20 protein-coding genes and 1 pseudogene are annotated in these 20,758 nt (G+C 69.0%); 12 read left to right on the plus strand and 9 right to left on the minus strand.

The window, feature by feature from the left end; translation table 11 throughout:
- Positions 1-211 precede the first annotated feature (211 nt).
- The 4 genes and pseudogenes from LR393_RS14445 to LR393_RS14460 all read left to right on the plus strand — a co-directional run bounded on the left by LR393_RS14445 (position 212) and on the right by LR393_RS14460 (position 3,955).
- Complete coding sequence (locus LR393_RS14445) at positions 212-1,225, plus strand: hypothetical protein (protein ID WP_231484420.1); 1,014 nt, start codon at positions 212-214, stop codon at positions 1,223-1,225.
- 2 nt (positions 1,226-1,227) lie between these two features.
- Positions 1,228-1,530: a hypothetical protein gene (locus LR393_RS14450; protein WP_231484421.1), complete on the plus strand. Its 303-nt coding sequence runs from the start codon at positions 1,228-1,230 to the stop codon at positions 1,528-1,530.
- A gap of 788 nt (positions 1,531-2,318) precedes the next feature.
- A pseudogene (locus tag LR393_RS14455) lies at positions 2,319-2,550 on the plus strand (transposase); the annotation flags it as partial.
- A gap of 427 nt (positions 2,551-2,977) precedes the next feature.
- Positions 2,978-3,955 carry a sensor domain-containing diguanylate cyclase gene (locus LR393_RS14460; RefSeq protein WP_231484422.1) on the plus strand — a complete coding sequence of 326 codons (978 nt, stop codon included), beginning with the start codon at positions 2,978-2,980 and terminating at the stop codon, positions 3,953-3,955.
- Positions 3,956-4,330: 375 nt separating this feature from the next.
- On the opposite strand, the gene LR393_RS14465 is transcribed toward LR393_RS14460, so the two are convergent.
- Complete coding sequence (locus tag LR393_RS14465; protein WP_231484423.1) at positions 4,331-4,984, minus strand: DJ-1/PfpI family protein; 654 nt, start codon at positions 4,982-4,984, stop codon at positions 4,331-4,333.
- Between the two features lie 88 nt (positions 4,985-5,072).
- Here LR393_RS14465 and LR393_RS14470 point away from each other — a divergent pair, with 88 nt between their 5' ends.
- Together LR393_RS14470 and LR393_RS14475 are read left to right on the plus strand one after the other, a co-directional pair.
- On the plus strand, positions 5,073-6,023 hold the full coding sequence (locus LR393_RS14470) for a GlxA family transcriptional regulator (RefSeq protein WP_231484424.1): 951 nt from the start codon (positions 5,073-5,075) through the stop codon (positions 6,021-6,023).
- A gap of 180 nt (positions 6,024-6,203) precedes the next feature.
- Positions 6,204-6,695: a PGPGW domain-containing protein gene (locus tag LR393_RS14475; protein ID WP_231484425.1), complete on the plus strand. Its 492-nt coding sequence runs from the start codon at positions 6,204-6,206 to the stop codon at positions 6,693-6,695.
- A gap of 6 nt (positions 6,696-6,701) precedes the next feature.
- Here the strand turns inward: LR393_RS14475 and LR393_RS14480 are convergent, their stop codons facing one another.
- The gene (locus LR393_RS14480; protein ID WP_231484426.1) at positions 6,702-7,943 is read right to left on the minus strand and encodes a cytochrome P450 family protein; all 1,242 of its coding nucleotides are present in this window, start codon (positions 7,941-7,943) and stop codon (positions 6,702-6,704) included.
- A gap of 106 nt (positions 7,944-8,049) precedes the next feature.
- Here LR393_RS14480 and lexA point away from each other — a divergent pair, with 106 nt between their 5' ends.
- Positions 8,050-8,679, plus strand: a complete 630-nt coding sequence (gene lexA / locus LR393_RS14485) for a transcriptional repressor LexA (protein WP_269327260.1) — start codon at positions 8,050-8,052, stop codon at positions 8,677-8,679.
- Between the two features lie 51 nt (positions 8,680-8,730).
- Here the strand turns inward: lexA and LR393_RS14490 are convergent, their stop codons facing one another.
- A complete protein-coding gene (locus tag LR393_RS14490) occupies positions 8,731-9,087 on the minus strand; it encodes an acyl-CoA dehydrogenase family protein (protein ID WP_231484428.1) in 357 nt (118 codons plus the stop codon).
- Between the two features lie 210 nt (positions 9,088-9,297).
- Between LR393_RS14490 and LR393_RS14495 the strand changes: the two genes are divergently transcribed.
- Both LR393_RS14495 and LR393_RS14500 read left to right on the plus strand, forming a co-directional pair.
- Positions 9,298-9,972, plus strand: coding sequence for a QsdR family transcriptional regulator (locus LR393_RS14495; RefSeq protein ID WP_231484429.1), 675 nt, complete (start codon positions 9,298-9,300; stop codon positions 9,970-9,972).
- Positions 9,973-9,976: 4 nt separating this feature from the next.
- Positions 9,977-10,402, plus strand: a complete 426-nt coding sequence (locus tag LR393_RS14500) for an acyl-CoA thioesterase (RefSeq protein WP_231484430.1) — start codon at positions 9,977-9,979, stop codon at positions 10,400-10,402.
- A 413-nt stretch (positions 10,403-10,815) separates the two neighbouring features.
- On the opposite strand, the gene LR393_RS14505 is transcribed toward LR393_RS14500, so the two are convergent.
- The gene (locus LR393_RS14505) at positions 10,816-12,039 is read right to left on the minus strand and encodes a glycosyltransferase (protein WP_231484431.1); all 1,224 of its coding nucleotides are present in this window, start codon (positions 12,037-12,039) and stop codon (positions 10,816-10,818) included.
- A 138-nt stretch (positions 12,040-12,177) separates the two neighbouring features.
- Here LR393_RS14505 and LR393_RS14510 point away from each other — a divergent pair, with 138 nt between their 5' ends.
- Genes LR393_RS14510 through LR393_RS14520 form a run of 3 tightly spaced genes read left to right on the plus strand, consistent with a single transcriptional unit; the run spans position 12,178 to position 16,102 of the window.
- On the plus strand, positions 12,178-13,266 hold the full coding sequence (locus LR393_RS14510; protein ID WP_231484432.1) for a phosphotransferase family protein: 1,089 nt from the start codon (positions 12,178-12,180) through the stop codon (positions 13,264-13,266).
- Positions 13,230-14,444 carry an acyl-CoA dehydrogenase family protein gene (locus LR393_RS14515; protein ID WP_231484433.1) on the plus strand — a complete coding sequence of 405 codons (1,215 nt, stop codon included), beginning with the start codon at positions 13,230-13,232 and terminating at the stop codon, positions 14,442-14,444. Before LR393_RS14510 ends, LR393_RS14515 begins: the two co-directional genes overlap by 37 nt.
- A gap of 44 nt (positions 14,445-14,488) precedes the next feature.
- Complete coding sequence (locus LR393_RS14520) at positions 14,489-16,102, plus strand: long-chain-fatty-acid--CoA ligase (protein ID WP_231484434.1); 1,614 nt, start codon at positions 14,489-14,491, stop codon at positions 16,100-16,102.
- On the opposite strand, the gene LR393_RS14525 is transcribed toward LR393_RS14520, so the two are convergent.
- The 5 genes from LR393_RS14525 to LR393_RS14545 are packed head-to-tail and all read right to left on the minus strand — an operon-like array spanning position 16,074 to position 20,754.
- Positions 16,074-17,378: an ABC transporter substrate-binding protein gene (locus LR393_RS14525; protein ID WP_231484435.1), complete on the minus strand. Its 1,305-nt coding sequence runs from the start codon at positions 17,376-17,378 to the stop codon at positions 16,074-16,076. The two genes, LR393_RS14520 and LR393_RS14525, sit on opposite strands and share 29 nt — an antisense overlap.
- A gap of 2 nt (positions 17,379-17,380) precedes the next feature.
- A complete protein-coding gene (locus LR393_RS14530; protein ID WP_231484436.1) occupies positions 17,381-18,424 on the minus strand; it encodes an ABC transporter permease subunit in 1,044 nt (347 codons plus the stop codon).
- Positions 18,421-19,293: a branched-chain amino acid ABC transporter permease gene (locus LR393_RS14535; protein WP_231484437.1), complete on the minus strand. Its 873-nt coding sequence runs from the start codon at positions 19,291-19,293 to the stop codon at positions 18,421-18,423. Before LR393_RS14535 ends, LR393_RS14530 begins: the two co-directional genes overlap by 4 nt.
- A 10-nt stretch (positions 19,294-19,303) precedes the next feature.
- Complete coding sequence (locus LR393_RS14540; RefSeq protein ID WP_231484438.1) at positions 19,304-20,017, minus strand: ABC transporter ATP-binding protein; 714 nt, start codon at positions 20,015-20,017, stop codon at positions 19,304-19,306.
- The gene (locus tag LR393_RS14545; RefSeq protein ID WP_231484439.1) at positions 20,014-20,754 is read right to left on the minus strand and encodes an ABC transporter ATP-binding protein; all 741 of its coding nucleotides are present in this window, start codon (positions 20,752-20,754) and stop codon (positions 20,014-20,016) included. Before LR393_RS14545 ends, LR393_RS14540 begins: the two co-directional genes overlap by 4 nt.
- Between the last annotated feature and the right edge of the window lie 4 nt (positions 20,755-20,758).

The raw sequence follows: 20,758 nt of genomic DNA on the forward strand, positions 1-20,758 counted from the left end.
GGTGAGCGGGACGGCTGGAGGTAATCCAGGCCACCTGGACAACCATCGAGGCCGATTCGCCAGTTTGAGGCATCGGTCAGAGGGCTTCCAAGCTGGTCGTACCGGTTCGATCCCGGCCGACATGCTCGGGCGACACCTGATGCTTGTTCTGCCCGATTGATACCGATAGTCATGGACGGTGACGAACCGGGCACAGGAGATCCAGAGATCCTTGACCGCGCTCGCCACCGCCCTGCGCCAACGTCACGATCAAGTCGTCGGCGCAGCCACCACGGCCGGGGAACGGGCCCTCAACTGCTGGGAGCACGGCTGGGACAGCGTGGCTCAGGGATACGAAACCGCCTCTGAACACCTCACCGAAATCGTCGGCGAGCTCGCGAAGGTGTGCGAACGAGCTGAGCGTTGCGCGCACATCCTCCAGCCTCTTCACGACGAGCACGGCCTCACCGGCGTCGCCGATCGGCTCGACGCGGCCACCGCCGAGATCGGCACCGGCCTGGACGGCGTCCTCTGCCAACTCGACGAAGCGCGCATGACCATGGCCGCCACCGGCGAAGAATACCTCACCGGTGCCCTTCACGACGTGATCGAGAAAATTGAAGAATCCGGCGAAGCGCTCTCCACCATCCAGATGGAAATTGCCGAGGAACAGGTGTCAGCCAGGCGAGGAGGAATATTCGGAGATGCTCCTGAAGGCGATTCGCCCGGCGCCTTGGCCGCAACCCGGACCCGTATCGTAGAACTGCGACGCCAAGGCCACGCCCCGCAACGCCACGGCGCCCAGATCACCGACCAGCAACTCACCGACCGGGCACTTTGGGGCAAGGACCCGATCACAGGAACCACCACAGACGGCGCCACGGGAGGCATCCACAACTACAATCGCAACGCCACCAAGTTCACCACCGACACAGCCCTCGTGGACGCCGACACATATCTACGATCCAGCGAAGAGTTCAAAACCCAGGAACGCAACGCAGCAGTCACCTTAGACCCCCGCGTCCAAGTCAACGTCCCCCTCCAACAAGTCTTTGGGGCCAATTACCACCATCATATTCACGGCATACAAAGAACCGGATCCAAAAACAAGCCTACCGGAGACCCACCCGGAAGCCAGCAACCGATCACGATCGACTTCACCGACGGCACCCTCTTCGCTCTGTACCGCAAAAATGCGGCCGGTGAATATCAACTCATCACCATGTTCCCACGCCCCAAGGACTGACCATGAACCCTGATCCCGACATCGAAGCTTTCCTTAACTACTCCGGCCGCATGATGAACGTCAATGCCCTCTTCGCCGACTGGGAAGAAGCATTCATCACAGACATGGCCGGTCTACGCATCGACGGAATCCAGGAGCGCTTTCGCCGGGGCTTCGCCAAGAGCCTCGCCGGCCAGATCACTCTTCGCGATTACGAAAAAGCCACAGACTGGGAATTCGACACACCAGAAGATCTTCATGATCACTTGAAGGTTCTCTGGACCAAGTTCTACGGCGACGCAGATCCGGCCAAGAGCCTCATCTGATCACTCGATTGCTGAATGCACCCGGGGGGCCTGCCTGGGCCCTGCGATGGTGGTTACCCGTTGGACAACGCGGGCACTCCACCGCCGAGGACCGCAACCTCGATCATCCTCGGGTGAGGTCGCTGGAACTGTCCGGGGCGGGTCCCTGCAGGTTGTGCGGGCAGGGCCTGCGCCAGTTGCTCAGGTCTTCATGGGCAGGTTCATCGCGGCTGCGACAAAGGCGCGGAGCTCCTTTTCCAGGGCCAAATTTGAGGGGCGCGTACGGTCCTGCCGTGTTGGCCGCGGATGATCCGGGCGCTGGTGTGGAGGATCCGGTGAAGCAGGTTCTCGGTTCGCCCCGCGCAAGGGGCCCAGTCAGGCAGAGCAGCGACAGCCAGGTCACCGGGGCGGCGATTCAGGCCAGGTTTGTCCGGGCACCCTTGGAGGGGAAGTACTCCAAACCCGTGTTTCCGCCGGCCCGGATCCGGTCCTTCACGCCTGTATGAGCGCGGTGACGGGCCTTCAAGACCGCGATCCGCCCGAGCACGCATCGAGTCATGGCGGGGGTATTCGTCGCGAACAACTGATGACCCCAACGTCGAGTTCCTCGACGAGAGACAGTGGGCCCCGGGGTGGGACTTTTCGCGGGGCACGATGGCGCGGATGCCCTCGGGCCAGGTCTTCAGCTGGTCACCGCCGACCGACTCGCACAGGATCCCGGTCAGCTCGACGACGCCAGCCTTATCCAGGTCCTGGGCCTGGCCTTGGGTGTCCAGGACGTTCTGCCACGCATTGGCCGGGAGCAGCGCCTGGGTTACGCCCACGGCGAGGACGCCGCGTCCGCAGCGGGCAACGTGCGGAACGGGTCGACCCCGAAAATTGTTGCCACCCAGGTGGGTGATGTCCGGATCGACACGCCCCGGGACCGGGCCGGGACCTTCCAGCCCGGCCCTGGTATCGAAAGGAACCCGGCGCCTGGGCGGCCTGGACGACATGATCATCTCGCTGTATGCCGGCGGGATGACGGTCCGCGACATCGAGGACAAGCGCGCCCGGGCCCGGGAGAAGGACCGTGGCAAGCCCGCCGGCATCAGAACCACCCTCGGACACCTCGTCGAAGGAGCCTCCGTCGTCGGCTGGACCGCCGCGATCAACACCCTTGACACCGCCTACCCGAACCGCATCACACCCAACCACTGACCAAAGCTCAGCTAAAGCTACTGCCCTGTAAACAGAAAACTTGACAAGCTTCCGGATTCGCGGATCTGTTCATCCCCGCACCTGTGACAGGACGCACAGGTCAGCCCTCCGAGGCTCCGAGTCCTGAGCCCGCACCGCCCCCGGCAACCCGGCGACCCGGCCCCCGGCCAGGACCAGCGCCCCTGAGCGGCGCGCAGATTCTCAGGCTTCAGCGAAGGGCAGGAAGCGCCGATCAGGCAGGGTGGAATTCAGGCGAGGGGAGGTTCAGGTGGACGCAGAAGCTCGGCTCACCGACGAGAAGCCACTGACAGAGCCCATCACGAGCTTCGACGTCGCGTGCCGTCAAGTCACGTCCTACCTGAAGCAGGCCATCCCGATGGGGATCTGGCTGGTGAGCCGTTACGACGGCGAGAATCAGATCTACCTGACCGTCAACGACAGCTTCTACGGGACCCGGCCGGGCCTGTCGATGCCCTGGTCGCAGACGCTGTGCCGGCACATGCTGGAGCACAGAACCAGCCGCGTCACTCCCGATCTGGAATCGGTCCCGGACCAGGAGCCGGTCTCAGGGCGCAAGCAGTACCAGGTCAATGCCTATGCCGGCGTGCCGATCCAACGTGATGACGGGCATTTGTTCGGCTCCCTTTGCGGTCTCAACCCATCGCCCATGGGAGAGGACCTGCGCGGCCAGGAACCCTTGCTCCGTCTCCTGGGAGGACTCCTGGGCTGCGTCGCCGAACTTGACCTCAACCGAACAGATTTGCAGCGCCGCCTTCAGACAACCCAGACCGCGTCGGAAACCGATGAGCTGACCGGGCTGGCCAACCGCAGAGGCTGGCAGCGCATTCTGAACGTGGAGGAGGAGCGCTATCGCCGGTTGGGCGAACCGGGCGCCATCATGTATCTGGACATTGACGATCTGAAGATTATCAACGACTCGCTCGGACATGAGGCCGGCGACGAACACCTGCGCCGGGCCGCCAAGACCATGCGAGAGGCTGCGCGTGGCACAGACGTGGTAGCCCGGCTGGGGGGCGATGAATTCTGCCTCCTGATGGTGGGATTGACGCAGCAGCAGGTCATTGATGCGTCCGCGCGTATCCAATCCGCTCTCGCCGGCGCCGGGGTCTCGGCATCGATCGGCCAGGCCGTCTTCTCCAGTGCGACGACCTTCACCGACGTGTGCGCATTGGCCGACCAGAGAATGTACGCGCAGAAGAGCGAACGAAAGGCGTCACCGGCGTGATCGGTGCCGCATCGGCTCCGGCAACGCCCCAGGACTGACAGTGCCCCCCCCGCAGACTCTCGCGGACCTGGTGTCCGATCCACTCCGAGCACGCCTGCCGGTCAAGCAGCTGCGGGATGTTGAACATGGCCAGAACGGTGGAACCACGTTCTCCTACACCTGACGTCCAACTCGTCCGTAGGGTTGGTTGCTCTCGTAGTCGGCACCCAAGAACGTGACCGGACTGCATAGTGGACACCGGGTAGGCCACCTCCCTCCGTAGGCCTACTCCAGGCACCAACCGGCCCCTCGCCCTCCCTCCCCCGCGGAGGGCGGGGGTCGGTGGTGTTCTCCGTCAGGCCCGGGCCGACGTGAGCTCGGTGACCGGAATCGAGGTCAGTCCTTCAGGAGCCCTATTTCCCTGGCCCGCGCCACGACCTCCGGCCCGGCGGCGGCCGGGCTGCCCGCGTCGAACGGGGGCTGCGGGTCGTACTCGGTGATGAGCTGCATGGCCTGCGCCGTCACCCGGTCGGTCAGGAGCTCGGCCAGGCGCAGGGCCATGTCGATACCGGAGGAGACGCCGGCCGCGGTGACGATGCGGCGATCCAGGTGCTCCACGACTCGGTCCGAGGTCGGGACGGCTCCAAGTTTGGCTAGATCGTCGAGGTTTTCCCAGTGCGTCGTGGCGGTCAGCCCGTCCAGGAGCCCGGCGGCGGCCAGGATCAGCGAGCCGGTGCACACCGAGGTCGTGAAGCGGGTGGTGCGGTGGGCCCCACGCAACCAGCCGAGCGCAACCTCGTCCTCCAGTAGTGCCCGGGAACCGATGCCCCCGGGGACCACCACGACGTCGGGGGCCACCTCGTCCTCAAAGGTCTGGTCGATGCTCAGCCCGAGGAAGCCGTTATCGGTGCGGACCTCGCCACGCTGGTGCCCGACGAAGGTCACGGTCGCGCCGGGCAGGCGCTGGAGGATCTCGTAGGGCCCGATGGCGTCGAGCGCGGTGACGCGAGGGAAGAGGACGACGGCGATCTGGAGGCTGGTTTTGGTCACCTGCACAGATTCCAGCACCAGGCCGCTGCCGCGCGATGACCGATCGGACGTACAGTCCTCGGAATCGGACCTGACAACTGAGGGCAGGATGATGGTTCATCGGGTGGGCGTGCTGGTCTTCGACGATGTGCTGCTGCTCGACGTGGCCGGTCCGGTGCAGGTCTTCAGCGAGGCCGATGCCGGCCTCGGCCGCTACGAGATCGTCACGGTGGGGCTGGCCGGGCCCGTGGTGCGCACCTCCAGCGGGGTGCGGCTGAGTGTGGACGAGGCGGCTGGCGACGGTGGTTTCGACACGTTGATCGTGCCTGGCGGCGAGGGCGCCCGGCGACTGGATCAGGAACTGGTGACGACGCTACGGCGCCTGAGTGGCCCGGCCGGGCGGGTGGCGTCGGTCTGCACGGGAGCGTTCCTGCTGGCCGAGGCCGGAATCCTGGACGGGCGTGAGGCGACGACGCACTGGCGTCACGCGGACCTGCTGCGGCGTGCCTATCCGAAGGTAAAGGTCACAGCGGACGCTATTTTCGTGCGTTCGGGTTCCGTGTTCAGTTCGGCCGGGGTGACCGCGGGGATCGATCTGGCCCTGGCGCTGGTCGAGGACGACCACGGCGCCTCGGTCGCCCGCGACGTGGCCCAGGAGATGGTCGTATTTATGCGGAGGCCCGGCGGTCAGTCGCAGTTCTCGGCCCGTCTGGCCCTGCCCGCCGAACCGGCCGGGCCCCTGCGTGACGTGCTCGACGCCGTGACCGCCGACCCGGCCGGTCCGCACACCGTTCAGGCTCTGGCCCGGCGGGCCGGGGTGTCCGCCCGGCACCTGCACCGGATGTTCGATCAGGCGCTGGGCATGACCCCGAGCCGGTTCGTCGAGGTCAGCCGGGTGGAGGCCGCGCAGCAGTATCTGGTGAGCGGCGCCTCGGTCAGCACGGCCGCCCGGGCCGGCGGCTTCAGCAGCGACGAGACGATGCGCCGGGCCTTCCAGCGCCAACTCGGACTGACCCCCACCGCCTACCGCGAGCGCTTCGCGACCACGGGCGTCCTCTGATGATCGGGCTGCAGTAGATCTTCGGGCGGCGGCGCGGTGCCGTAGGCAGTAACGTCCTGGTCATCAGGGGTCCGAGGTCACCTCGCGCCCGCACACACGACGGGTGTCTCGCACGCCCGGGACCAGGTGGGCAGTGAACACCAAGACGACGTCGACCGGATCGGGCGGTGTGCTGTGAAGGTGCCCGGCGGCGGAGCGCTCAAGAGCATTGCCCTGCAGATCGTGGGCTGGGCGCTCGTGCTGGTGGGGATCGCGGCCCTCGTCCTGCCCGGCCCCGGCCTGCTGGCCCTGTTCGCCGGTCTGGCGGTGCTGGCCACGCAGTACGAGTGGGCCGAACGCCGCCTGGAGCCGGTGCGGAAGGCGGCTCTGCGCACGGCCGCCGACGGTGTCGCCAGCCCGTTGCGCATCGCCGCCTCGGTGCTGGGGATCGCGTGCCTGATGGGCATCGGCGTCGTATGGGGTCTGCACCCGGCTACGCCGCAGTGGTGGCCGCTGGATGATCGGTGGTGGCTGCCCGGAGGCTGGGGTGCTGGTGCCTCGCTGATCTTCTCCGGGCTGATCGCGGCGGCGACGGTCGTCTACTCGTACATCAACTTCCGGGAGATCCAGGAGGACGAGGCGCAGGAAGACGCGCTCGAGGACTCCTCCCGGACCGACGGAATCAACCGCTGAGGATCTTCACCCCACCGGCGTGAACCGCACGGGCAGCGAGATCGGCCCGCGCATCATGCCGGAGGGGATCCATTGCACGTCGTCCGGGCCGGTCGCCGGTTCCAGGTCGGGGAAGCGCTGCAGCAGGGCACCGAGGGCGATGGTCGCCTCCATCCGGGCCAGGGGTGCGCCCAGGCAGTGGTGGATGCCGTGGCCGAAGGCGATGTGGCGGGCGCTGGGCCGGGTCACATCGAGGACGTCGCGGTCGCCGTCGTCGTTCTGCGGGGCGTCGCGGTTGGCCTGGCCCAGGTAGACCGCGATCACGTCACCGCGGCGGATGGGTACTCCGGCCAGCTCGAGGTCTTCGGCGGCGTAGCGCAGCGTGGCCAGTTCCACCGAGGAGTCCAGGCGCAGGAACTCCTCGACCGCGCCGGGGATCAGCTCGGGCCGCTCCCGCAGGATCTGAGCCTGGTCGGGCCGGCGGAACAGCGCCGCCAGGGCGTTGCCCAGCAGGTTGACGGTCGTGTCGTGCCCGGCGACCACGAGCAGGACGGCGGTGCCGATCAGCTCCTGGCGCGAGAGCCGCCCGTCCTCGTGGTTGTGCTGCGCGATCAGGTCGGACAGCAGGTCGTCGCCCGGTTCGGCCTGTTTGCGCTCGACCAGGCCGGACAGGTAGCCGTAGAGGCTGGCCGCGGCGGTGCGCTGCTTCTGTGAGGGCAGGTCGAGCATGTCGTTCGTCCACTGCCGGAAGGCCGCCCGCTCCGGCACCGGAACGCCGAGCAGTTCGCAGATGACGGTGATGGGCAGCGGCGCGGTGAATGCCTCGACCAGCTCGGCCTCACCGGCCGGGCCCATCGCGTCGAGCAGTTCGGCGGTGATCTCGTGCACGCGGTCGGCCAGCAGCTTGGTGCGGCGCGGGCTGAAGGTCGGGGCCACCAGGCGGCGCAGGCGGGTGTGGTCGGGCGGGTCGGACATCAGCATCGAGCCGGCGATGCCCTGCCCGACCTTGTGCATGGTGTATCCGACGGCATCGAGCGCCTTCTCGGCCGGGGTCGCGTCGTGCAGCAGCGCCGGGTGGGTCAGCGCGGCGCGGGCCGCGTCGTAGGAGAGCACCGCCCAGGCGTCCAGGCCGTTGCTGAGGGTGACACGTAAGACCGGTCCACGGGCCGCCAGCTCGCCGAAGGCCTGGATGGCGTTCGCCTTGATGTCGGCCGTGATGACGGCGGTCGGGCGGCGCAGCTCGGTCTCGGTGTCGCTCAGCGAGCTCATAGGTCTCCTTATGCCGGTTTTGTACCGATGACACCGTAGTCGAGCCGGTGCGAAGGAGGAACTACGCGTCTGCGACTATTTGCTGGTGCTTGAAGATCTGGACGCGATGGACACGTCGATACTGAACGACCGGCAGCGCCAGATCCTGGCCGTCATCCAGAAGTCGGCGGTGCGGTACGGCTACTCCCCCTCCACGCGGGAGATCGCCGACGCGGTCGGCCTGGCCTCCACCTCGACGGTCAGCCGGCACCTGCGCCGGCTGGAGGAGCTGGGGTTCCTGCGCCGCGGGCGCTCCACCCGGCCGGTCGACGTCCGGATGTTCCTGGCCGCTGAGGAAGGACCGCGACCCGGTGCCGAGCCGGGCACGATCGGCGTCCCCGTGCTGGGCGACATCGCCGCGGGCACACCGATCCTGGCCCAGGAGATCTCCGACGAGATGCTCTCCCTGCCCCGCGACCTGGTCGGCAAGGGCACCTTGTTCGCACTGCGGGTGCGCGGCGACTCGATGATCGAGGCGGCCATCTGCGACGGCGACATCGTCGTGGTCAAGCAGCAGCCCGAGGCCTACAACGGCGAGATCGTCGCGGCCCTGATCGACGACGAGGCCACCGTCAAGGTGTTCCGCCGCCAGGACGGTCACGTGATCCTGGAACCCCGGAACCCGGCCTACGCCGACATCGACGGTGACCACGCGACCATCCTCGGCAAGGTCGTCTCGGTGCTGCGCCGCACCTGACTCGGACGAAGGCCGACACCCCGGTGATGTCGCGGCCCACGATCAGATTGCTCATGTCGCGCGCGCCCTCCAGCGAGTAGAGCGCGTCGGCGAAGTACCGGGCCGCTCCCCCTTCCAGCGTGATTCCTTTGCCGCCCAGCAACACCCGATGAGCCGCCCAGGGCGATTGCGCGCATCGACAGATCGCTCTGCACCCCGACGAACGTGGCCGTCGACCCGCCCGGTCTCCAGCGCGACCCAGCCCCGGAACACGGAACTGTTCTCGAACCGGGCCGTCTCGGCGATCTGCATCCCGAAGAGCCCCAGATCGGCGATGGACTGGATGATCTGGTGCGGAAACTCGGCCCGGTCCCGGTAATCGTTCACGATCGGGCGCACCTCGCGCTCCAGGAAGGCCCGCACCTGCATGGCCCTCTCCTGCTCCAGCGGGCTCAGATCGGCCTGAAGCCGTCGAATTCGGCCTCCAGCGTCTCCGGAATGAGCTCTGGCGCAACCGGTTCCGGGGGGACGTTCCGGATCGTGTCGGTCGTGGCCTCCTCGAGCATCATCGACCGAGCACCCGTGCATCACTTTGCAGAATGTTGCACCACAACCGGAGGCGCGGTCTAGAGTCTGGATATGCCGAAGGCCGCCACGTCATTCGCCGAGGGACCACCCGGATCGCACGGCACCCCGCTGGCCCTGATCGGGACGGCCAGTGCGCCGTCCTGGCTATCCCAGCGCCTGGACAGCGCCGAGCGCCCCGACACGGTCTCGGTGTTCCGCCTGGCCCGAGAGACGTTCGTGGCCGGTCAGCGCATCGACATGGGCCGCCTCGCAGCCACTCTGGGCATCGACCGCACGTCCCTGTTCCGCTGGGTGGGCAACCGCGACAACTTGCTGTCGGAATTGCTCTGGTCGCTGGCCGTCCCCACGTTGTCGCAGGCCGATCGGGCGCACGCCGACCTGAAGGGTGCCGAGCGGGTCGTCGCGGTCCTCACCGCCTTCGCCGAAGACCTGATCTCGGCCGACTACTTCCGCACCTTCCTGCGACGCGAACCCGCCCGCGCCCTGCGCCTGCTGACCACCAACGAGAGCGAGATCCAGCGACGCTACGTCGCGGTGGTCGAGCACCTGGTGCAGGCGGAGATGGGCGACCAGCCGTTCGGCACGGCCATCAGCCCGGCCGACCTGGCGTACCTGCTGGTCCGGATCTCCGAGTCCCACACCTACGCCGACCTGATCACCGGGGAGACGCCCAGCAGTGGACGCGTACGGGCAGCGTTCGCGTTCGTCATGCGGTCGGGTGGTTGAGCCGATGAGCGACTACGGCCACCACGGCCTCTTCCCCACCCGCTGGAACGACAACGACCAGTACGCCCACGTGAACAACGCCGTCTACTACGAGGCGATGGACACCACGATCAACACCTGGCTGATCACGGCCGGCCTGGTCCCGGCCGGCGGCACGGAGATCGCGATCTGCGTATCGTCGGCCTGCGAGTACCGAGCCCCGATCTCCTTCCCCGACGTCATGCGGGTAGGTCTGCGGGCGGGACGCCTGGGCACCAGCAGCGTCACCTGGGAACTGGCCATCCACCGCCAGCAGGCAGACGAGGACAACACCGAACCGGCGGCCACAGGCCGCTTCGTCCATGTCTTCGTCGACGCGAAAACCCGCCGCCCGATCCCGATCCCCGCCCACCTACGCGCCGCGATCGAACGGGACCTCCTCGTCCGATAAGGCCTCACCCCTTCATTCGTGATCAGGCAATCCCCCAGCCTTTGGCCGGGAGGTGCCCCCTTCGCCGGGAAGCAGGGGCCACCGTGAACGATCGTGCGCATGGACAGTTCGGCCGTGTGCCGTTGCGGCACCGCAGATCAGGACGCCGGGACGTCCACCTTCGCGGTAGCGCCTCTGCGACGGCAGGCCTTCGTCCCCGCCCCCAGAAGATCCTGACCTCAAGGTATGGGATGACGACGGAGACGCACTCGTCGTCAGTGACAAGGACTACCTGACCTCGGCCCGCCAGAAAAAGGGATTCCAGAAACTGTTCCAGGTTGCGAAGATCGTCGGCACAATCACTGCCCAGCCAGGACGGAGCCTGAGAATCTGGGAGGGCCCGGCGGCGGACCAAGGCGTTCCTGGATGGGGCGTCAGTAAGGCCCGTCCTGGACCAGGGCATTTATCCGTGACAACACCTGCCCAGCACCGTCATCTGCCTTCACCGAACGCGCCAGTTCGTCGACCCGCGCATGATCCAGGCTCAGAGCTTCGGTGATCGCCCGAGCCAGACCCTGGGACGTGAGCTGGCCGTAAGGCATTGGAGCGGTGGCGCTTCCAAGCTCGTGCACAAGCTGGGCCCAGTACGGCTGGTCCGCAGTTACCGGCACTGGCACCGCCGGAACGCCCGCGCGTAAGACCGCACCGGTCGTCCCAGCTCCCGCGTGGTGCACAGCAGCGCAGGTGCGAGGCAACAACCACTCGTGCGGAACGCTGCCGATCGAGAGGATGTTGTCCCCCGCGACCGCCAATCCCGCCCAGCCGGCCTGCACGACCGCGCGCACTCCCGCGGTGCTGACTGCTTCAGCTACCAGCGGTCCCAGGCGGTCTCCGTCATCGACCACCATGCTGCCGAAACCGACGAAGACGGGTTCCGGCCCAGCCTCAAGGAACTCAACCAGGACAGGATCAGGGGCCCAATCAGCTGGTACCGGCGGCCACCAGTAACCGGTCACCTCGACATTGCTCGGCCAGTCGGACGGCCGGGGGACGACGCTGGGGCTATATCCGAGGCAGATCGGCCAGCCGTTGTCACCCAGCCATCGTTCCCAGATGCCATCGACCGCACTCGAGGCCAGGCCGAGGCGCCGGGCCAGCCGGGGCAGCACGTCGATGTAGTGCCGCCGGGCGCCGGACATCATGCGCCGCCCGTCGGCCCGATGACCCGCGCCTGACCAGGTGGCCCGAGGGAGGGCGAACTGGTCGGTGGGAATCGAAGGTATGAGGTATGCGCCAAGGCTGGGTACGCCGAGTGCATCCGCGACCAGCAGGCTTACCGGGGCCTGGCCCAGGCAGGTCACCATCACATCGGTGCCTTGCCCGGCCGCGTCCACAATCCCGTCGGCGACGCCGTCGAGGAAGTCGGACATCGTGGGGAGCGGCTTTCCAGGCACCTGTCTCTGCAGGCTACCGGCAATCAGGGCGTTGGGATCGCCGGGTATCCGGCGCCATTCCAGATTGGTCTCCCGGACCATCTCTTCGAACGTGTCGTGCGCAGCGATCGCGACCTGGTGTCCATGGTCCGCCAGGTGCCGGCCGAGACCCAGGTACGGCGCAACGTCCCCGCGCGATCCAGTGGTGACGATCAGTACACGCACACGGGGCTCCTGGACGGTCGGCGAAGTCAACGAGCGCCATGAACGGTAGCCCGTCGATCCCCCCTACGACAAACCGACTGCGCGGTATGCTTACCTCGACTCACGGCTCCAGACTGTTCCCGGGCGAGAGGATCACGGATGACGGACGACCCGCACTCGCCCACCCCCGGCCTGGACGTACCGGTCTTCGAGAGCTGGCTGCGGCGAACCCATCCCGGTCTGACCGGGCCCCGACCGCTGTCGGCCGCCCTGATGACCGGCGGGCGCTCCAACGTCACCTACGGCATCGACGGCGCGACCCGGCCCCTGGTCCTGCGCCGCCCACCGCTGGGCCACGTCCAGGCCACCGCCCACGACATGGCCCGCGAGCACCGGGTGATCAGCGCCCTGGCCGGCACCGGCGTCCCCGTACCCGCCACCCTGGCCCTGCAACGCTCGCCCGACGCGTCCACCGGTCTGGACTCGTCCTTCTACCTGATGACCCGCATGCCCGGCCAGGCCCTGGCCCGCCGCCACCAGAACGCCGCCTACTCCCCCACCGCGCTGCGCGACGTCAGTTTCGAGCTGATCCGGCTGCTGGCCGAACTGCACCGCCTCGACCCGGCCCGCATCGGCCTGGGCGACTTCGGCCGCCCCGACGGCTACCTCGTGCGCCAGCTGCACCGCTGGGGGCTGCAGTACGACGGCTCCCGCTCACGCGAGCTGCCCCAGCTCGACCGGCTCCAGGAACGGCTGCGCGACGGCGTACCGACCACCCGGCGCAACGGACTCGTGCACGGCGACTTCCGGCTCGACAACGCCCTGGTGGACGGCACCTCGATCAGCGCGATCCTCGACTGGGAGCTGTCTTCCCTCGGCGACACCGCGGTCGACGTCGGGCTGCTCGGCCTCTACTGGGAGATCCATACGATCAGCCCGGGCACGGCCGTGAGCGCCGTCGACCCGGCGGCGGGCTACCCCTCGTTCCCGGAACTGCTCGACACGTACTGCGAGGTGCTCGGGACGCGGGTGGACCATCTGTCCTGGTACCGCGCCTTCGCCGCCTACAAGCTGGCCGTGATCCTCGAGGGCGTCTACTTCCGCTACCAGGCCGGGGGCACGGTCGGCACCGGGTTCGAAACGGTCGGCGACCTCGCCGTTCCGCTGGCCGTGCACGGGCTGAACCAACTGTCGAGAGCCGAGGAGAATCCGTGGATTTCGCACCCGACCCCAGCACCCGGGACCTGACCGACCGGGCCCGGGCCTTCATCGCCGACCAGGTTCTGCCGGCCGAGCCGGAACTGGATGAACAGCTCGCCGCCGACCCCGGCCGGTGGGGGCGGCCCCCGGTGATCCAGGACCTCCAGGTCCGGGCCCGCGAGGCCGGGCTGTGGAACCTGTTCCTGCCCGGCGAGCACGGCGCCGGGCTCAGCCAGCTGCAGTACGCGCCGATCGCCGAACTGACCGGGCACTCCCCCCAGCTGGCCCCGGTGGCGATGAACTGCGCCGCCCCCGACACCGGCAACATGGAGCTCCTGGCCGAGTTCGGCACCCCGGCCCAGCGGGAACGATGGCTGAACCCGTTGCTGGAGGCGCAGATCCGATCGTCGTTCTGCATGACCGAGCCCGGTGTCGCCTCCTCCGACGCCACCCAGATCGGCACCCGGATCCGCCGCGACGGCGACGACTGGGTGATCAGCGGCCGCAAGTGGTGGTCGACGGGAGCGATGAGCCCCGACGCCCGCCTGCTGATCGTCATGGGGATCACCGACCCGGACGCGGCCCGCCACCGGCAGCAGAGCATGATCCTGGTGCCCCGGGAGACCGAAGGCGTGCACATCGTCCGTCCGCTCACTGTTTTCGGCTACGACGACCGCGAGCACGGCGGCCACGCCGAGATCGCCTTCGACGAGGTGCGGGTGCCCGCGGACGCGATCCTGGGTGGTCCGGGTGAGGGTTTCGCGATCGCCCAGGCCCGGCTCGGCCCCGGCCGTATCCACCACTGCATGCGCTCGCTCGGTACCGCCGAGCGCGCTCTCGACCTGGCCCGGGAGCGGGCCGCGGACCGGTCGGCGTTCGGCCGGACCCTGTCCGAACGGGGCGTGGTGCGTGAATGGGTGGCCGGGGCCCGGATCCAGATCGAGGCGCTGCGCCTGCTGGTGTTCAAGACCGCCTGGCTGATGGACACCGTCGGCAACAAGGCCGCGATGACCGAGATTCAGGCCATCAAAATTGCCGTGCCCCGGGCTGTTCAGGAGATCCTCGACCGGGTGATCCAGATCTTCGGCGCGGCCGGGGTCTCCCAGGACGTGCCGCTGGCCGGTCTGTGGGCCGGCATCCGCACGCTGCGTCTGGCCGACGGCCCCGACGAGGTGCACCTGTCTTCTCTCGGCCGGGCCGAGTTCCGCCGTTCTTCAGCCCTTTAGACCAGCATCCGGTACCCGCTCAAGGACGAGAAAGGGAAACACCGATGACCCCCGAAAACGACCAAGCCCTGGCCGGCCCCGGCCACGGCACCCTCTCGGTGGCCGCCATCCTGGCCGAGACCGCCCGCCGCACACCCGACCGCACCGCCCTGATCAGCGGGGACCAGTCCATCGCCTACGGCCCGCTCTGGGATCAGACCCGCTCCTACGCCGGGGCACTGGCCGACCGCGGAGTCGGTCCGGGCACCCGCGTGGCGATGCTGGTGCCCAACGTGCCGGACTTCGCCCGTGTCTACTACGCCGTGCTCTCCCTCGGCGCCGTCGTCGTGCCGGTGCACCTGCTGTTCAAGGCCGGGGAGATCGAGCACGTGCTGCGTGACAGCGGGGCATCCCTCCTGGTCCTGGCCGCCCCGGCGCTCGGCGAGGGGCTGCCGGCGGCCGCCGCGGCCGGGGTCCCGGTGGTGACGGTGCTGGCTCCCGACGGTGCACCGGTGGCCCGCCTGGAGGACGAGGCCCGCACGAGCACCCCGATCCGCACCTACGCCTCGGTCAATCCCCTGGCCCCGGCCACGATTCTGTACACCAGTGGGACGACGGGGCGCCCCAAGGGGGCGGTCTCCAGTCATCTGGCCCTGGTCGAGCAGGTGCACGTCGCGCTCATCGACAGCGGCGACGTCCAGCCCGACGACGTGATCTTCGGCGGTCTGCCGTTCTTCCACACCTTCGGCCAGTCCTCGGTGCTGAACATCGGGTTCCGTCGGGGCGCCACCGTGCTCCTGCTGCCGCGGTTCGATCCGGACGAGGCCCTGGCCCTGATGGTGCGTCACGGCGCGACGATCTTCACCGCCGTTCCCACCATGTTCCTGGGCGTGGTGCAGGCGGCGGCCCGCAGTAACGAGACGCCGCCCCTGCGGTACGCGGTGTCCGGTGGCGCCGCGCTGCCCGTGCCGCTCCTGGAGGCCTTCGAGAAGGCTTTCGGCGCTTCGGTTCACGAGGGTTACGGGCTCACCGAGACCTCGCCCACGGTCTCGTTCAACTACGTCGGCGAGCCGACCCGGCCCGGTACGGTCGGGCGGGCTCTGTGGGGTGTCGACGTCGAGGTCGCCGACCCGGTTCTCGAGGGGGAGATCAAGCTGGTGGACGCCGGTCAGCTCGGTGAGCTGGTGGTCCGGGGCCACAACCTCTTCAAGGGCTACCTGGGCAATCCCGAGGCGACCGCCTCGGCGGTCGTGGACGGCTGGTTCCGCACCGGTGACCTCGGCACCAAGGACGAGGACGGCGTGATCACCGTCGTCGACCGCAAGAAGGACATGATCGTGCGCAACGGGTACAACGTGTACCCGCGCGAGGTCGAGGACGTGATCCTGCGGCACCCGGCGGTCGCCCAGGTCGCGGTGTTCGGGGTGCCCGACCCGGTGCACGGGCAGGAGGTCCACGCGGCGGTGGTGGCCGCCCCCGGGCAGTCACTGAACGGGGAGGAGATCCTGGCCTTCACCCGGGAACGGATCGCCGCCTACAAGTACCCGCGGGTCGTGCATGTACGTCAGACGCTGCCGACCGGTGCGAGTGGCAAGCTGCTCAAGCGTGAGCTGGTCGCCGAGCACGCACCGGCCGGGAACGCCTCGGGTGCTACTTCCCCGGAATTCCCTCGCCCGTAAGGGCGACGGCCGGCCCGGTGTACGCCTCGACCGGGCCGGCCTGCGCGTCGGTCGTGAACACCTGGCCGTCCAGGTAGGCCTGAACGCCCTTGCTCACCACGGTGATCCCGGCTCCACCGAACGGATCGTGGTTGGTGGCGGAGAAGGCCGCCGGGGTGATCCCGTTCGACTTCACCGAGCCCGACTGCAGTGCCTCGACGATGCCTTCACGGGTCGGGTTCTGGCCGGCCCGGCCGAGAGCCTCGGCGAAGGTGTAGGCCATCGACATGCCGTAGATGGTGTTGCCGGTGAACGGCGCGTCGGCGTTGTACTCGGTGTTGATCTGCCGGAACAGCTTGACCCAGTCGTCGTCCGCGTCGAACGGCAGGTAGTTCGCCGCGACCAGGCCCTCCAGCAGCTTCGGGCCCACGTCCTCTCCCAGATAGCCCACCAGCGAGGGGTAGTCACCGCCGGAGGAGGAAGCCGCCCACTGCGCGCGGTAGCCCATCTTGGCCGCGGTCCCCAGCGCCAGCGCGGTGAAGGGGGTCACCGTGCCCAGCAGGTTCACGGTGCAGCCGGCCTGCTGGAGCGCACCGATCTGGGCGGTGAGCGACTCGTTCGACACCGCGTACTTCTGCTCGGCCGTGACCTTGCCCAGGACCTGGGTGATACCCGTGGTCAGGTCCTTGCCGAAGTCGTCGTCCTGGCGCAGCACGCAGAACGTGGCGTCCGGGTTCTTCTCCTGCAGGTAGTGCGCGAGGATCTTGCCCTCCCGCACGTAGTCCAGGTTGAATCCGAACGTCTGGGGTGACTTCTCGGGCTGGTTCCAGAGGCTGGCCCCGGAGGCGACGAAGAGGTCGGGCACCTTCTGCTGGTTCAGGTAGTCCACCACGGCCGCGTGGGTCGGGGTTCCGAGGCCGTTCACGATCGCGAAGACCTGGTCCTGCTGCACCAGTTCGCGCACCACGGTGGAGGTCGTGGCCGGGTTGTAGCCGTCGTCCTTGACCACGTAGTCAATCTTGCGGCCGTTCACCCCTCCCTTGGCGTTCAGGTAGGCGAAGTAGGCCGCCGCGGCCTTCGAGATCGGCGCGTACCCGGCCGAGGCCGGGCCCGTCAGTGGGGTGTGGGTGCCGATCTTGACGGAGGTCCTGGTAACGCCGGGGACGTCTTTCGCCTCCCCCGACGACCCGGACTTCTCCGGGGTGCTGCAGGCGGTCAGGGCAGTGGCACCGATCATGGCCACGGCGAGGAACACCGTGGCCGGACGACGAATTGCGGGCCGTGAACGCGACGTCATTGTCAGTCCTTCGACGTTGTCGGGATGGATGGTGCGGATCTCTTACGGGACGCCCCGGCCCGGGTCAGGAGCCCGAGGGCGCCGGTGGGGGCCGCAACGGTGAGACCGATCAGGAGCAGGCCGAACACCAGCACGGCGAGATTGCCGTCCAGTCGCTGGGCCGCCTCGGCCGGCAGGTCGAGGCCGGACGTGCCCAGCCCGATCAGCCAGGGCAACAGCACCACGAGCGCGGCACCGATCGCCGCCCCCGCCAGCCGGCCGGTACCGCCGACGACGACACCGACCACGAGCAGCAGTGACAGCGTCACGCCGTACCCGCCGGGCCGGACCCCGGAGTCGACGAAACACAGCACCCCGCCTCCGGCTCCGGCCGCGGCGGCGGACAGCACGAACGCCTGGACCTTGATGCGCCCCGGGCGGATACCGGCCAGGGCGGCGGCCACCTCGTCGTCCCGGACCGCTCGCATCCGGATCCCGGACGCACCCGCGTCCACCGTTGCCAGCACTCCCAGGACGACGGCCACCACGGTGAGAGCGATCCAGGCCTGCCACTGCTCCAGGGCGATCAGTGACGACAGGGCTTGCGGCACCGAACGAAAGGGCACCATCAGGCCCTGGTCGCCGCCCAGGGCCGGGATCTGGGAGGTCAGCGCGGGCAGGGCCAGGACCACCGCCAGGGTGAGCCCGGCCAGGTACGGGCCGTGCAGGCGGGCCCCGGCCAGCCCCAGCAGCAGGCCCACGACCGAGGCGGTCACCACCGCCACGATCAGGCCGAGCACCGGTTGCAGGCCGTCCGGTACGGCACCGTCTCCCAACTTCACCCCGGCCACGTACCCGTAGCCCCCGGCGGCCATCAGCGCCGCGTGCCCCAGCGACAGCTGGCCGGTGCGCCCGATCAGCAGGCTCAGCCCGGCGATGGCGCACAGGTGGGCGGCCACCAGGGCCAGCAGGTAGTTGCGGTAAGGGTCGAGCAGGAACGTCCCGGCCAACGCGACGACCAGGCCGCCGACGGTGAGAAGGACGATGCGGCGCGGATTCTGGTTCATACCCGCCTCGCCTCCACCCCGGCGAACAGGCCGGCCGGGCGAACCAGCAGCACGAGGGCCAGCAGGGCCAGCACACCCAGAGGGGCCACGGCCGCGCCGAGGTAGCCGGTGACCAGGCTGACGAGGACGCCCACCAGCAGGCCACCGATCACCGCGCCCTCGGCGGAGTCCAGGCCGCCGATCACCGCGACCGCGAAGGCGCTGACGAACAGCGGGTCCCCGGCGTGCGGATCCAGGCCCAGTTCGCCCGGTACGGCCAGCAGTACCGCGAGCGCCCCGACGGCCGCGGCCAGGATCCAGCCGAGCGTGCGCATCCGGGCGACGGGAACGCCGAGCAGGCGGGACATCTCGGGGGCGAAGGCGGCCGCGCGCATCTGCAGGCCCAGGGAGGTGCGGGCGAACAGGGTGTGCAGTCCGGCGGTGAGGGTGACCGCGACGGCGATGACGAACAGGTCGTACGGGGACAGGGTCGGCACTCCGCCGACGATCACCGGCCGGTCGCCGAAAGGGACAGGGGCGGGACGGGACTGGGGTCCGGCCAGGATGCCGGTGAGGGCCTGGAGCACCATCACGGTCCCGATGGCCAGGATGACCCCGGAGAGGGGGTCGCGGGCGGCGCGCATGACTCCTCGCTCGACGGCCCAGCCGAGGGTGCCGCCGACCAGCACCGCGATGATCAGGCCGGCCCAGTAGCTGCCGGTCAGGTCGGTGACGGCGAGCGCGAGGTAGCAGGCGGTCACGGCCATGGCCGCGGCGGCGAAGTTGATGATCCGCGTGGAGCGCCAGATCAGGACCAGGGAGAGGGCGAAGAGGGCGAACACGACGCCGTCCGCGATCCCGGTGGCCAGAAGGAAGACGAAACGATCCATCAGTACCCCCTCAATAGCCGAGATAGGCGTGTCGGAGGGCCTCGTCCTGAGCGATCTGGGCAGCCGGGCCGTCGGAGCGGACCTCTCCCAGATGCAGGACCACGCCGCGGTCGGCGATGGACAGGGCGCCGGCGGCGTTCTGCTCGGCGAGCAGGACGGTCAGGCCGGTGCTGTCGCACAGGTCGCGCAGTGTCTGCATGATCGAGTGCACGACCTGGGGGGCGAGGCCGAGGGAGGGTTCGTCGAGCAGCAGGACGTCGGGGGCGGCGACCAGGGCGCGGGCCAGAGCCAGCATCTGTCGTTCGCCGCCGGAGAGCTGGTGCCCCAGGGCTTTACGGCGGCGGGCCAGGGGCTCGAAGCGCTGGTACTCGGCGTCGGTGCGCTCGCGCAGGGCGGTGCGGCCGTGGCGCCACAGACCGCCCAGGCGCAGGTTCTCCTCGACGGTGAGTTCGGCGATGACGCCGCGGCCTTCGGGCACGTGGGCCAGGCCACGGCGGACGCGTTGTTCGGGGGGCACGTCGCTGAGGTCCTGCTCGCGCAGCAGCACCGTCCCGGTGGTGGGCAGGAGACCGGAGACGGCGCGCAGCAAGGTCGTCTTGCCGGCCCCGTTGGCGCCGAGCAGGGTGACGACCTGGCCGTCGGGGACCTGGAGGCTGACCTCCCGCAGGACCGGTTCGGCCCCGTAACCGGCGGTGAGGCGGCGGATCTCGAGGGCTGCGGTCATCGGTCCACCGCCAGGCCGAGGTAGGCCTCCTCGACCGCGGGGTCGCGGCGCACCTCCTCGGGGCGGCCGGTGGCGATGACCCGGCCGAAGTCCAGGACGACGACCCGGTCGCAGACGCCCATGACGAAGTCGACGTGGTGCTCGACCAGCAGCACCGCGCACCCGCCGGCCGCGACCTCGCGGATCGTGGTGCTCAGGTCGAGGACGTCGGCCGGGCCCAGACCGCCGGCGGGCTCGTCCAGCAGGAGCAGGCTCGGACCGGTGGCCAGGGCGCGGGCCAGGGCGACGCGTTTCTGCTCCGGGTAGGGCAGGGCGCCGACCGGGTCGCCGGACCGGGCGCCCAGGCCGACGCGTTCCAGGGCGACCCGGGCCCGGCCGTTGCGGTCCGGGCGGTCCAGCACCGAGACCAGGACGTTCTCCAGCACGCTGAGCCCGGGCAGGACGCCCAGGCCCTGGAGGGTGCGGGCGATACCCGCGGCGGCCAGGCGGTCGGGGCGCCCGGGGGCGGGCACCCCGGCCGTCTCGATCGTGCCGGTGGACGGGCGGACCAGGGCGCACACGGCGTTGAACAGGGTGGTCTTGCCGGCCCCGTTGGGGCCGATGAGGCCGACGACCTCACCGTCGCCGACCTCGAGGCCGACGTCGACCAGGGCGTCCAGACCGCCGAACCGTACTCCGAGTCCCTGTATGCGTAAACGGGGAACGGGTCTTTCCGTCGCCGCACCGTGTGTGGCCATCGAC

Origin of the sequence: Kineosporia mesophila, assembly GCF_021129235.1 — a bacterium.
GTDB classification, from domain to species: Bacteria; Actinomycetota; Actinomycetes; order Actinomycetales; family Kineosporiaceae; genus Kineosporia; species Kineosporia mesophila.

What these genes read in the sequence shown, in the direction of transcription:
- LR393_RS14500 (WP_231484430.1), top strand. Translation starts at nt 9,977, where the DNA reads ATGAGCGACTACGGCCACCACGGCCTCTTCCCCACCCGCTGGAACGAC.
- LR393_RS14530 (WP_231484436.1), bottom strand. Translation starts at nt 18,424, where the DNA reads ATGAACCAGAATCCGCGCCGCATCGTCCTTCTCACCGTCGGCGGCCTG.
- LR393_RS14480 (WP_231484426.1), bottom strand. Translation starts at nt 7,943, where the DNA reads ATGAGCTCGCTGAGCGACACCGAGACCGAGCTGCGCCGCCCGACCGCC.
- LR393_RS14510 (WP_231484432.1), top strand. Translation starts at nt 12,178, where the DNA reads ATGACGGACGACCCGCACTCGCCCACCCCCGGCCTGGACGTACCGGTC.
- LR393_RS14520 (WP_231484434.1), top strand. Translation starts at nt 14,489, where the DNA reads ATGACCCCCGAAAACGACCAAGCCCTGGCCGGCCCCGGCCACGGCACC.
- LR393_RS14450 (WP_231484421.1), top strand. Translation starts at nt 1,228, where the DNA reads ATGAACCCTGATCCCGACATCGAAGCTTTCCTTAACTACTCCGGCCGC.
- LR393_RS14490 (WP_231484428.1), bottom strand. Translation starts at nt 9,087, where the DNA reads ATGCAGGTGCGGGCCTTCCTGGAGCGCGAGGTGCGCCCGATCGTGAAC.
- lexA (WP_269327260.1), top strand. Translation starts at nt 8,050, where the DNA reads ATGGACACGTCGATACTGAACGACCGGCAGCGCCAGATCCTGGCCGTC.
- LR393_RS14540 (WP_231484438.1), bottom strand. Translation starts at nt 20,017, where the DNA reads ATGACCGCAGCCCTCGAGATCCGCCGCCTCACCGCCGGTTACGGGGCC.
- LR393_RS14470 (WP_231484424.1), top strand. Translation starts at nt 5,073, where the DNA reads ATGATGGTTCATCGGGTGGGCGTGCTGGTCTTCGACGATGTGCTGCTG.
- LR393_RS14545 (WP_231484439.1), bottom strand. Translation starts at nt 20,754, where the DNA reads ATGGCCACACACGGTGCGGCGACGGAAAGACCCGTTCCCCGTTTACGC.
- LR393_RS14495 (WP_231484429.1), top strand. Translation starts at nt 9,298, where the DNA reads ATGCCGAAGGCCGCCACGTCATTCGCCGAGGGACCACCCGGATCGCAC.
- LR393_RS14525 (WP_231484435.1), bottom strand. Translation starts at nt 17,378, where the DNA reads ATGACGTCGCGTTCACGGCCCGCAATTCGTCGTCCGGCCACGGTGTTC.
- LR393_RS14535 (WP_231484437.1), bottom strand. Translation starts at nt 19,293, where the DNA reads ATGGATCGTTTCGTCTTCCTTCTGGCCACCGGGATCGCGGACGGCGTC.